The sequence below is a fragment of the Emticicia sp. 17c genome (assembly GCF_037153985.1).
GTDB lineage: Bacteria > Bacteroidota > Bacteroidia > Cytophagales > Spirosomataceae > Emticicia.
Genome location: NZ_JBBAYI010000004.1, coordinates 142865 through 154673, shown reverse-complemented (window position 1 = coordinate 154673; position 11809 = coordinate 142865). Strand labels below are relative to the sequence as shown.

Here is an 11809-nt window from a genome sequence, read left to right as displayed (position 1 = left end):
ATGAAAAAGAAAATATCTATTATTATAGCGTTCTTGTTCGGAATATGTGCCAATCTTCAGGCACAAGAATATAAAGCCGATGAAAGTATTGGTAGCCAGCTAAAAAACAATCGGGTACCGGGTGCTTTATATGCCCCTGCACAGCAAAACAAACCTTTAAAGAATAAAGGTTTTGTAGGCTCAAGTCTGGCAAAAGAAATGAAAGAAGGTAAAGATAAAGGGCTACCATATAATACAAATGCCGTTGCTGCCAGTAATCCGACTAAACCGGTTAAAGAAGGTAAAACAAGTAGTGATGCAAGTACCGAAGAAATGAAAGCAGAAAACGATAAAACACTTAAAACGATAAAAGATATTGCCCCTAGCACGGCACCTCCACCAAGCGAAAAAAACAATTAGGATTTTTGCTGTATAGTATTTCTTGACTTCAATACACAGTTGGAAATTAAAGGGCATACCTGTTTTTCGGGTATGTCTTTTATTTTGTGGGTATTTTATAGCTCAGTTTTCTTGCATTGGTACACGCATTTAATTAATATTAAGCTCAGTAATTATTGAAACACATGAAGTTCATAAATATCCTTATCGTTTGCTTTTTACCTTTATTCTGTGCTGCCCAGAGCGGTCAGGCAATACCCACCGAGAGTAAACCCTTTATACTGGGCTATATTGATGAAATACAGTCGGTTGTGTTAGCCGAAAAGAGAATCCTGAATATTTACTTGCCTGAAGGGTATCAGCCAGCAGATACCACCCGATATGCCGTAGTGTATTTGCTGGATGGCTCGCAGGATGAAGATTTTATTCATGTGGTAGGGCTTTATCAGTTCAATAATTTTTCTTGGATTAACCGTGTGCCTAAATCAATTATTGTGGGCATTGCCAATGTTGACAGAAAACGTGATTTTACTTACCCCACTACCATTACCAAAGATAAAGAACGCTATAAAACCACCGGAAAATCGGCGCAGTTTATGGCTTTCCTCGAAAAAGAGTTACAGCCCTATATTGAAAAAAAATACAAGACCAATGGTTCAAAAACCATCATCGGGCAGTCGTTAGGCGGCTTGCTGGCTACTGAAATACTCCTGAAAAAACCAACCCTTTTTAATCAGTATATTATTATTAGTCCTAGTTTATGGTGGGATAACGGCTCTTTACTGGCCCAAGAATCTGCTATTTTTTCTGATACCTTCCATACTTCTACAAAAGTATATATAGGCGTTGGCAAAGAGGGGCTTACCCCTGGTGATAACCCGCGCGTAATGGAAGTTGATGCCAACCTGCTAGCCGACAAACTTAAAGCCTCAAAAAGCCAGTACTTACAAGTGCATTTCGATTATCTACCACAAGAAAACCACGGAACTATCACCCATCAGGCTATTTTTAATGCTTTAAGGCTGTTGAATCCAGAGCCATAGGTTTTGCCATTACTTCCTTAAAAACGAACGCACATACCCCGTAATTTCGGTTCGCTGCCTTTCATTACCCGAATCGTCCATATCATTATGTATGGTATCGGGTAATTTAATGAGAGTTATACCGTATTTTTTTTGTTCTTCTGGGGTAGGCAAAACATTTTCGTCGGCAGGCTGGTCGCTTGAGCGTATCGAATAAATAACAGGCTTCGCTGTACGTGGCAAAGCCATCCGGCGGTTATCTAAAGTAATAAGTTTACTAATCAGGTCAGGATATTTATGGGCAAAAAGGGCGGCCATGTCTCCTCCGTTCGAATGCCCAATCAGTATTAATTGCTTGTAGTCAAGGTCAGGATACCGCTTTTTGAGTTCGTTTAATGTAAAAAGAATACTAGCTGCTCCTCGTTCCCAGTTGGAGCGTCTTACAATCTGTGGTTTACCCGTTGTAGGCAATAAACTATCGGTAGGAAGCTCGTGCTGGATACTTGCTACAAAATACCCCTCCGAAGCCAGATAATTATTCAGATAAGAATATGCCAGATTTGCTCCACCCAGATTTTCGCCGTATCCGTGGTTAAAAATAACTACTTTCTGGTGTTTTACTTTAGTCTTGCTTACAGGTGTATAAAAAGCAATCGGGACAGGCCGGTTTCTGGCCTTATCGAACCATGTTACGGTATCGAGTTTTACCTGAAATGTTTGAGCAACAAGAATCTGGGCATTAGTTAGCGTAACTAAAAGCAACAATACAAATTTCATTATTATATCAGAATTATAGGAAAGTGATTTCAGGTTATTTGGGTGCTTTCATTTTTTGTACGTCTTCGAGCGTATATACTTTGTAGTCGATACGCATTCTTTTGGCGTTTTCTTCAACTGTATCGGCAAAACCCGCATTTTTGCGTCTTTCATTTACAGTTTCGGGGTCTTTAATGGGCCAGATAATCATTTTAAATTCCTTTTTACCTGTTTGTGGGTTAATCACCGGAAAACCCGAGCCTTGCGTACCATATATTTGCTCTTTCTGGTTATACATCAGCGAGCGGTCGAGCATCATGGCATAAAGAACAAATTGTATTTCGTCGGTTTCGGCTGCATTTTTAACCAATGGCAGGTAAGTATCTATTACTTTTGAATGCTGAATTACATAAAAAACAGCCGAGTTAGTGGGTGTACCCACTATACTCCTACCCGGATACCCATACTGGGCTATAATTTTCTCAACTCTTACCAGATTAGACGAATCGACTTCTTCCTGCAATTTCCATAAATAGTCGGTCAGGGCCTCTTTTTTCACTTGATACGCTTCTGCTAATGAGTCGGCCTTGGGGGTCCGTATAAGGCTGAGCAGTTTACGATATTTCTGGTCGAGTACATACATACTGTCCAGTTCTCTTTTCAGGCTTATGTTTAGCTGAGCATGAGCAAAAGTAACGCTAAAGAAAGTTATCAGTAATAGCCAAAATAAACGCATAATAGTGTATAATAAAAGAAGTGAATATTTTTTTATAAAATTAACAGATTAATGAAAGCCGTTTTTTAACTGAGCAAGAAATAATTTTTCGGCTATATTCATGACCTAAAAACCTTGATATTAATTTAATTTTCCTGCTATAAGGCTAGGCAACTCTTAGCTTTTCAAACTTTGTAATACTTCTTATGCTACTTGTAAAACCTTCCAATCAGTTATATTCTTTAAACCCTTCTTTGTTTTTTTATGTCAACATAAGTAAAGAAAAACCAGACAATGAAAAAACTATACCTTATCTGCTTATACTGTTTTTTTACGAGTAATTATCTTTGGGCGCAGGAACAATTAACAGACCAGAAAAGTGTTTATGGCTCCGACTCATTTCCGCTGTTTCTGGGGCAGGTAAACGGGAAAACCATTTTTACGGCTTACAGTGCTCAGGTTGGAACCGAAATATGGGCTACCGACGGTACATCAGCCGGAACCTACCTCATTAAAGATATTATATCAGGTATCAACAGGCCCAGTAATACTCCGCCTACGCCAGCGGTAGCAGTTAAAAACGGGTATTTATATTTTGCCAGTTCTCAGCTAAACTCAAACCAGAATGCTGAAATCTGGCGTACAGATGGCACCTCGGCAGGTACAACCAAAGTACTGGATGCTATTCTCAGCAAGGCTGATTCTGTTCAACTAAATATTAGTTTTGCTTATGATTATTTGCCTTTTCAGCTTCTGAATTCTGACGACAACTTTTTTATTAAAATCTCTTATCAGGGCATTACGCTCGTTAAACGGTATGATGCGCAGTTCAGACTGGTTAACTCTACCCTTTATAATAATCAGGCAAATATCAATGTTTATCAGAATGAGATTTATTTCAATAATCCGATTTCAGATAATGGTATTCTGTTTAATAATCAGGACAACTTTGGCATCGGAGACACCTTCTACCAAACATATTTAAGTAATACTATAACTCAGTTAACTAGCGACTGGGGGCGCATAAAAGTTACCAAAAACCGCCAGTCTGCACAATATGCACTTCCCATAGTACCCGAGCAGAACCAAAACTTTTCAGGAGCCAGTTTCTTTGTGTATCAGAATAAGTTACACTTCTGGTTTATGGCCAATTCTTTCGATGCTATTACGCAGCAGACACAGGTAATGGGCTACCTTTATACTTTCGACCCTGTAAACGGCTTTCAGTTAAAGAAGAACATTGTGGTTCTGGATGCTGGTTACACGTATGCGCAGCAGGTTATACTTCGGCCTGATAATCATTTGATGCACATGGGTTTCTTGCTTAATGATACCTTTAAGCACATTTCGCTGAATCTGGACACCTATTTATTAAAAGAAGAGATAAAGGCTGAAAATATAGCGCAAGTGATAAAAGGCTCAGACGAGCTTTACTGGCTCAGGTACAAAACTCCTGAAAACGGACGCAAGCTATATTCCCTGAAAAACAAAAAAATAGTTTCTCTCAATTACCCAATTTTGCCGAGTTATCTGCAAGCAGAAATCAGTAACGATTTATGGTTGTTTTCAGGCAATATCAACAACGGCTATGAGCCTTATACACTCAATAGTAACACGGGAAATATTAGCCTATTGAAAGACATAAACGATGTGGGCTATGGTATCAGAAGAATAGACACACTCAATAAAAGAGTAATATGGGGAATTTCGCAGGAGGCGGGTTTTCATTTATACACCTCTGACGGCACAAAAAACAGCCTGAAACAACTTTTAAAGGTTACGGACAATTTTATGGATAATCCAATAATTACCCGCTATAACGATGAACTCATTTATGGTTTCAAAATCGATTCTTACGGCACAAACAATTATTGTTGCAACGGCTATGCGTTCAGGTACGTTGTAACCGACGGTGTAGCTAAAGCCATTAAATTGTACGACAATAACACACCTTTACTGGCTTCAGCCATGTATAAAATTGGCAGCAATTACTACCATATTTTTGCAAAGGCTTATAAAGCCATTACGCTCGATTCGCTCTTTATTGTTAAATATGCCGAAAATGGCACGCAGGAAACTACGCAAAGAATAAGTTTAAATACAAGTGGTGATATTGGCACACCAGTAACGTTATCGGTTCTGGAAAACAGGTATATCAAAGTAATGCTCCCTTATTATATGGGCATTGAACTTAACAATACTCTTATCATAGATTTAGAAACCAACACAAGAATCGATTCGAGGGAGTTAAAGTATCTGGACGAATTGAAAGGAAAATTGATTTTCAGAAAGAATCTTACCCAGACCAATACGTCAGATATTTATGTTCTGAGAGATAATACTCCTGTTAAAATCATTGAAAATATTCAGAATACCTTTAACTATTTACGGCTTTCGAAGCAATTTATATTTTATACTACCAAAGGTATATGGGTATATGATACCGAAAATGACCTAACGACCCGATACACGCTCGATGCCACCCAAGTTCCTGAGGCTATTATTCAATATCAGGAATTAGAAGGGGGGCTGCTGATACAGGGGCTTAAATATACGCCAGACAGACAAGTGGCAGGGTATGAATATAAGTTTTTCAAGAATGGTGTTATTCGTGAGGTGCAGTTACCAGCCAATAGTAATTTTTCTATCAATCAGGGAATTAACCTAAAAATAACTGATAAGTCATATTTTTTATTGAAAAGTTTTTCTGAGACATACACCATGATTTATGTGTTTGATACTGAAAGTTTCCGATTAATAGATTCAATGAAAACTACCAACTCTTTACCTGTTTACACAAATAACGATGGGTTATTTTATGAATATAATAATAACTTTTACTTCTGGTCTCCTGCACAGGGCAGTAAATTATTATTAACGGGTTATATCTCTTTCTCAAAAATCAGTCAGTGGGGAAATACTACTATTTTTAGTGCTTATCTGGCTAATGACGGCGTACAAATGGCTTTATTCATGAGCGATGGCACCCCCACAGGTAGCAAACGTTTGAACCTGACGGCACTACCGAAAAGTTTTGAGGTAGTATTTGAGTACAAAGGAAAAATATACATCAGAGGAACCACACCAGAGACCAGTTCTCAGTTCTGGGAGACTAACGGCACACCCGAAGGCACCAAACGAATAAGCGAGTTTAACAAAAAGGTGGTTTTTGCCAATTATTTTATGGTGGTTAACGACATACCCGTTTGTTTGATTAGTTTACAAGACAGTGGCAGCCAGTTATTTTCGCTAAAGCCTACGCTCTCGGCCCCGTTGCTGGCTATTCCGAGCAGTCAGGCTTGTGAAGGTGATGAAATTGTACTGACAGCCCCCAAAGGTTTTGACAAATATAGATGGCTTATTGATAAAACGGAACAGGCAGCTACGGCAAACAATACTTTTAACGCTCGAAAAACAGGCATTTATCAGGTAATTGTCGAGCAGGCAACCATTTCAAGTCTACCTTCCAATGCGGCCAATATCCGGTTTGTACCTTTGCCTGAAAAACCAGTTATTACACAGGCGGGCAATGCGTTGGTTGTGAGTACGAATGCACCTACGCTACAATGGTATATTAATAGTACGGCCATTGCTGATGCAACCCAAAAAACCTTAAATTATGGCACAAACGGAAGTTATACGGTAAAGGTAACGGCCAACAATTGCTCTACCGTTTCGGAGGCTTTCGTGCTAAATATTACGGCTCTTGAAGAACAAGGTGTTTCTGCAAGGTTTTATCCGAACCCAAGCAGTACCAGACTTGTACTGGAACGAAGCAATAACTCGAAAGCTCTGGAAATAGTACTTACAGATATAAAGGGGAGAATAATCATAAAAGAGACTACTCAAAACACCAGACACGAATTAGATGTGTCGAATATAAACAGGGGCTTGTACCTGTTAACAATAAACGGACAAACTCAAAAAGTTATCATTGAATAAAACGGTGCTGTATCGGCAGCAATTGCCTGATACAACACCGTTTTCAATATGAGCAATAAACTTATTGCTCAAACACCTGCACCTATAAAGCCTATCGCTAAATAAGGTGGTTAGCCATAACAAAGGCTATTAGTTCGGCGGCTGTTTTGGTATTGGTTTTTGCTCTTAAATTCCGTTTATGGTTTTCGACGGTATCATACGCAACACCTAATTCGGTAACGATATCGGGGGTTCTTAAACCACGTACCATCAGCCTTAAAACCTCAGCTTCGCGTCGGGTAATGTTTATTTTGGGTAGTACTTTGGTTTGTTGCTGCAATGGAAACACCTTAAAATACTGATTTTGTTCTGGCGTTGACACCATTACTGTCATCATGATTTCAGCAGGAGGTGGTAAATGCGAAAGGTCGGTCATGACTATCAGAAGCGAATGACAGTTGAGTGCTTCATCAAAATAAAAATCAGGAATCTGCATTAACATCCACCTGAAAGACCTGTCGGCTGCCATAAAGCGGGCATAAATACTTACATTTATTTTATGCTGTTTGTGGTATAAATCCTGAGCCATCCCGATAGCATACCCAATTGAAGCATAAATAAAGTGCATATCTTCAGGGTGCATAATATTGGGTGCTTGTTCGTTGGGGTTCTCCAGATTTAGCCATTGCTCCTGCGAGTAAGGCGTAAGCTCTTTGCAGTTATCGCTGATAGCCAGAATTTTCCCTGAATGGTTTTCAGGAATAAACCAGTAGAAAGGCCCGATAGCAAACTTGGGTAATGATTCTATTGAGGCTCTGAAAAATTCGTAGTATTTATTTTCCTGCCCATCGTCTACAATAAAAAATTTTTCGATAAACCTTCGCGGGTTAATCGGTTCAATATGGACGGTATCCATCTTAAGTATCGGGGTTTGGCATGTTCTAATGCTAAATTATACAAAAATTATACTTCCTGACAAGAAAATGACAGATTTCTGCTATTTACTCACAAGATTTCAATACGTAATTTTGAAACCGTTATAAACTCCGTAAAATTATATATCAACCGGATTTAAAAAGCTGCCCTTTTTGCTTAATACTGAACTGTTTATAATTAACCCAAGAACCCTTACAAAAGATTTATAGCCATGAAAACTACTCCTTCAAAAAAACAATTAAGGTTATTACAAAATGCTCCGAAGCGAATAATTAAACTGGTAGCAAATGCTAATTATACTACCTTTTACCTTAGCAATGGCAAAAGTGTTTTGATGTCTTACTCACTGAAAAGATATCAGGATTACCTCAGTTATCCTTTTATCAGAGTAAATAAATCGTGTATTGCCAATATGTTTTTTCTGGAAAACCTTTGCCCTGTAAGTAAGAAAATTAAACTTGAAGACGGCTCAGAAATCAGAATTTCAAGGAGGCGGTACAATACCGTATGCAAAAATATTTCGCTTTAGCCTGAAACCAAAACAGCTACCTATGGCTAGGTAACTGCTGTGTGCTTAATGCCTCCTGTTCTGAAAGTCTTAAGAGTTTTCCTGCACGCTATCAGCAATTTTAAAGGTGGGGCATAGTATGACGCTATGCCCCATATATACATAGCCTATTCGGTTTTTAGTGTTTTAACCGGATTGGTTAACGCTGCTTTAATAGCCTGATAACTTACAGTTAGCAAGGTAATGAGGGCAATGGACAGGGCAGTAATAAGGTATATTTCAAACCCGATTGTGGTACGATAAGCAAAATTAGTGAGCCATTCTTTGGCTGCCCATGCCACCAGCGGCAGGGCTATTACCAGTGCAATACCCACCAGACGGAAAAAATCTTTCGATAACATAAAAGCCAGATTTGTAACCGTGGCTCCTACTACCTTACGGATACCTATTTCCTTTTGCCGACGTTGGGCCGTAAATGCTGCCAGACCAAATAAACCCAAACACGAAATAATGATAGCCAACCCTGCAAAGTATTTTGACAACACCGCCACCCGATTTTCGGAGACATATAGTGCCTGATAGTCATCGTCCAGAAATTTGTATTCAAAGGCCATCCCTTTATTAAACTGAGCATAGGCTTGTTGTATGCGGCTAAGGGTCTGCTGTTCGTTTCCGGCTTGCAAACGCACCAGCACATTGGGCATAACAGGGTATATCTGAAAGAAACACGGTTTAACTCCTTCATAAAGTGACTCAAAGTTGAAATCTTCGGCTATGCCTACAATCTGCCGTTCTCTGTCCCAGTATTTTATGGTTTTACCAATAGGGTTTTTCAGTCCCATTTGTTTAATGGCAGTTTCATTAAAAATTATTTCCGTTGTAGGGTTTTTAGAGAAATTCCGGCCCTCTTTAATTTTAATGTTCATGGTTTCAAGGAAATTCGGCCCTACTTCCAGATTAGCCAAGTCAAAGTCTCGGGTGGGGTCTTTACCCGGCCACTGAAAGCCGCTTATTCCGCCGTGGTCGCCGGTCAGGTTATGGTAATAACTGGCCGCATTTACTACGCCGGGTATATTTTTCAATTCATTGATGAAGCTAATTGCAGTATTTATCTTGACGGAATCCATTTCGAGCGGAATTTCAAAATGCACTACGTGGTCGCGGCTATATCCCAGATTTTTCGATTGTATGTAATTAATTTGCTTGTATATAACCATTACACCAGCTATAAAGGCAATAGATAGCGTAAACTGAAACACAACCAAACCCCGACGCACCCATAGCTCACCGATAGACGTTCTGAGTTTGCCTTTCAGCACAGCTACCGGATTAAAACCCGAAATATATAAAGCTGGGTAGCTTCCGGCTAAGAGGCCCGCCAGTAGTGTAATGCCTATCATACTCAGCATTACTTTGGGGGTAAAGTTCTCAAAAAGATTTTTACCTGTGATGTCGTTAAAAGCTGGAAGCAACACAAATATTAATCCTATGGCAATAAAGAAAGCCAGAAAGCTCATCAGCACCGACTCGCTTATGTACTGTAATACAAGCGAACTACGCGAAGCACCAACCACCTTTTTTACGCCAACCTCTTTCATGCGTTGTGAAGCTTTAGCAGTAGAAAGATTCATGAAATTGATACAGGCAATAAGCAAAATAAAGAGGGCAATAGCTGAAAATAGTCTGACATAAGTAATGCGCCCGCCGGCCTGCACTCCGTTATTGTATTGGCCATAAAGGTATTTATCGGCAAAGGGTCTGATTAATAACTCCCGTTTTGAATCTTTTTCCTTAGTTTTCAGATAATTTCTGATTTTAGCGTTAAATGCCTCTATGTTTGTGCCTTCTTTCAGCATAATGTAGGTGCGGGGGTCACTATTGCGCCAGTCAAGCATACCCGGGCGTTTTTCAACAAACAAATCAAAATTGAAAAGAATATCGAACGGCTCTGAGACATTCGGCTGGTTTTTCTCAAAAATAGCCGTTATCATATAAGCTCCATTAAATTCGTTCTGATTCCATTCAATGCTCTTACCAATAATGTTCTGGGTAGTATGAAACAGTTTCATGGCTAGTTCGTCCGAAATAGCTACGGCGTGTTTACCGTTCAATGCCGTGTTTTTGTCTCCCTGAAGAAAATTACAGCTAAACATTTTCAGGTAGCCTGCCCCAACAAACTGCCCTTTTGCTTTTAGCTTGGTTTCGCCAACATTTACAATGCCTTTACTAGCAAACCACGAAGCCGGAACCACAGCAGTTGCATAAGTTATTTCAGGCATTTCTGCGGCCAGCGATGTAGCCAGCATTCCGGCCGTGTACTCGGCGGTTTCTATCTTGTTCTCTTGAGGAATGTTTTGTAATACCTGAAATAGTTGTGCGTCATGCTCGTTGTACTTATCAACATTCAGTTCATTGTTTACCCAAAGGTAAATCAGTAAAGAACTGGTGAGGCCAATAGCCAGCCCTACGAGGTTTAAAAAAGTAAACTGGGTATCCCGACGGATATTCCGCCAAGCGATTTTAAAATAATTGCTTATCATAATTTGTATATTGAATGAGGGTGAGAATGCTGGTTTTCGTTTCAGAGCAAAGGGGCGTATAAAACCTAATACCCCTCTGACGTATTCACGACGGGCTATGACTGGTCCAAATACACGCAGGTTTTTCTGAAAACGTTCGTATAAATCGCCTTGTACTTCTTCCAGCAGATGAGGGGCGCAGAACCATTCAAGCAGGCGGTCGGCCCAGCGTGGTGGGGATGTTTTCATACAGGTAAAGTTGAAAAAATATGTAATGGAATAGCCTCCCACATACGGTTACGTAAAAGCCTGATTTCATCAAGTGTACGGTTTCCTAAAGCTGACACCACAAACATCCGCTTCCGGCGGCCACCCCGTTCGGCTGTGGCTTCGCCCATCCATGACGACACCATGCCTTTTTCTTCCAGCCGATGTAAAGCCGCATGCACCGCACTGACACTCACCGACCGCCCCGTTTGCTGTTCAATTTCTTCGGTAATAGATACTCCGTAGGCTTTGTCTTGCAGAATAGCCACCGTTAACAAAACTATCTCTTCAAATTCGCCTAAGTAGGTACGTTTCATATTTTTGCATATTATTTCAACTTTTGTAGAACAAATGACATGCCAAGCCTGAAAACCCACTAAAACTGGGCTTTTTAGTAAATTTTCAAGTCTTGAGTGTCCGAAATCGTACAGTTTGCTTGTCCGAAAGCGTACGTAGAACGTAGCATGAAACGCTTGCAGGCAAGGGTTAAAAACAAAAAATCCCACTACGGTAATAGCGGGATTTTAGTTTATATATAGCTTGTTTTAGGTAGCCTTTCGACAAGTGTTAATACCAAGAATGGCATATAGCGGACAAAAACTTACAAGACTTGTAACCAGAAAAATACTAGCCAATGCAATGGCTACTATACCCCACACACCGGGCAGGACATCGGTAAAATATAGCACTACTGCTAAAAGGGCAACAAGAAGCCGAACGATGCGGTCGGTTTTACCAACATTTTTCATAAGCAAAAAAGTTTAGTTTAGGTAATTGATAACTCATA

Annotated in this window: 10 protein-coding genes; 4 read left to right on the top strand and 6 right to left on the bottom strand. The window is 39.8% G+C overall.

All coding sequences use genetic code 11. The features are described 5' to 3' along the window. Complete coding sequence (locus WAA15_RS10415; protein WP_337042678.1) at positions 1 to 399, top strand: hypothetical protein; 399 nt, start codon at positions 1 to 3, stop codon at positions 397 to 399. A gap of 164 nt (positions 400 to 563) precedes the next feature. Continuing rightward, entirely contained in the window at positions 564 to 1421 is an 858-nt protein-coding gene (locus tag WAA15_RS10410) for an alpha/beta hydrolase (protein WP_337042677.1), read from the top strand. Positions 1422 to 1430: 9 nt separating this feature from the next. Here the strand turns inward: WAA15_RS10410 and WAA15_RS10405 are convergent, their stop codons facing one another. Both WAA15_RS10405 and WAA15_RS10400 read right to left on the bottom strand, forming a co-directional pair. Next, positions 1431 to 2177: an alpha/beta fold hydrolase gene (locus WAA15_RS10405; RefSeq protein WP_337042676.1), complete on the bottom strand. Its 747-nt coding sequence runs from the start codon at positions 2175 to 2177 to the stop codon at positions 1431 to 1433. A 34-nt stretch (positions 2178 to 2211) separates the two neighbouring features. Then, complete coding sequence (locus tag WAA15_RS10400) at positions 2212 to 2892, bottom strand: DUF6624 domain-containing protein (RefSeq protein WP_337042675.1); 681 nt, start codon at positions 2890 to 2892, stop codon at positions 2212 to 2214. Between the two features lie 273 nt (positions 2893 to 3165). Between WAA15_RS10400 and WAA15_RS10395 the strand changes: the two genes are divergently transcribed. Then, on the top strand, positions 3166 to 6813 hold the full coding sequence (locus WAA15_RS10395; protein WP_337042674.1) for a T9SS type A sorting domain-containing protein: 3648 nt from the start codon (positions 3166 to 3168) through the stop codon (positions 6811 to 6813). Positions 6814 to 6910: 97 nt separating this feature from the next. Here the strand turns inward: WAA15_RS10395 and WAA15_RS10390 are convergent, their stop codons facing one another. Next, complete coding sequence (locus WAA15_RS10390; protein WP_337042673.1) at positions 6911 to 7708, bottom strand: LuxR C-terminal-related transcriptional regulator; 798 nt, start codon at positions 7706 to 7708, stop codon at positions 6911 to 6913. 231 nt (positions 7709 to 7939) lie between these two features. On the opposite strand from WAA15_RS10390, the gene WAA15_RS10385 reads away from it, so the two are divergent. Continuing rightward, positions 7940 to 8257, top strand: a complete 318-nt coding sequence (locus tag WAA15_RS10385; RefSeq protein WP_337042672.1) for a LytTR family DNA-binding domain-containing protein — start codon at positions 7940 to 7942, stop codon at positions 8255 to 8257. 146 nt (positions 8258 to 8403) lie between these two features. Here WAA15_RS10385 and WAA15_RS10380 read toward each other — a convergent pair whose 3' ends face one another. The 3 genes from WAA15_RS10380 to WAA15_RS10370 form a co-directional block, all read right to left on the bottom strand. Continuing rightward, entirely contained in the window at positions 8404 to 11004 is a 2601-nt protein-coding gene (locus tag WAA15_RS10380) for a permease prefix domain 2-containing transporter (RefSeq protein ID WP_337042671.1), read from the bottom strand. Next, on the bottom strand, positions 11001 to 11339 hold the full coding sequence (locus WAA15_RS10375) for a PadR family transcriptional regulator (RefSeq protein WP_337042670.1): 339 nt from the start codon (positions 11337 to 11339) through the stop codon (positions 11001 to 11003). Before WAA15_RS10375 ends, WAA15_RS10380 begins: the two co-directional genes overlap by 4 nt. 228 nt (positions 11340 to 11567) lie before the next feature. Then, positions 11568 to 11771, bottom strand: a complete 204-nt coding sequence (locus WAA15_RS10370) for a YgaP family membrane protein (protein ID WP_337042669.1) — start codon at positions 11769 to 11771, stop codon at positions 11568 to 11570. Between the last annotated feature and the right edge of the window lie 38 nt (positions 11772 to 11809).

What these genes read in the sequence shown, in the direction of transcription:
- WAA15_RS10415 (WP_337042678.1), top strand. Translation starts at nt 1, where the DNA reads ATGAAAAAGAAAATATCTATTATTATAGCGTTCTTGTTCGGAATATGT.
- WAA15_RS10410 (WP_337042677.1), top strand. Translation starts at nt 564, where the DNA reads ATGAAGTTCATAAATATCCTTATCGTTTGCTTTTTACCTTTATTCTGT.
- WAA15_RS10405 (WP_337042676.1), bottom strand. Translation starts at nt 2,177, where the DNA reads ATGAAATTTGTATTGTTGCTTTTAGTTACGCTAACTAATGCCCAGATT.
- WAA15_RS10400 (WP_337042675.1), bottom strand. Translation starts at nt 2,892, where the DNA reads ATGCGTTTATTTTGGCTATTACTGATAACTTTCTTTAGCGTTACTTTT.
- WAA15_RS10395 (WP_337042674.1), top strand. Translation starts at nt 3,166, where the DNA reads ATGAAAAAACTATACCTTATCTGCTTATACTGTTTTTTTACGAGTAAT.
- WAA15_RS10390 (WP_337042673.1), bottom strand. Translation starts at nt 7,708, where the DNA reads ATGGATACCGTCCATATTGAACCGATTAACCCGCGAAGGTTTATCGAA.
- WAA15_RS10385 (WP_337042672.1), top strand. Translation starts at nt 7,940, where the DNA reads ATGAAAACTACTCCTTCAAAAAAACAATTAAGGTTATTACAAAATGCT.
- WAA15_RS10380 (WP_337042671.1), bottom strand. Translation starts at nt 11,004, where the DNA reads ATGAAAACATCCCCACCACGCTGGGCCGACCGCCTGCTTGAATGGTTC.
- WAA15_RS10375 (WP_337042670.1), bottom strand. Translation starts at nt 11,339, where the DNA reads ATGAAACGTACCTACTTAGGCGAATTTGAAGAGATAGTTTTGTTAACG.
- WAA15_RS10370 (WP_337042669.1), bottom strand. Translation starts at nt 11,771, where the DNA reads ATGAAAAATGTTGGTAAAACCGACCGCATCGTTCGGCTTCTTGTTGCC.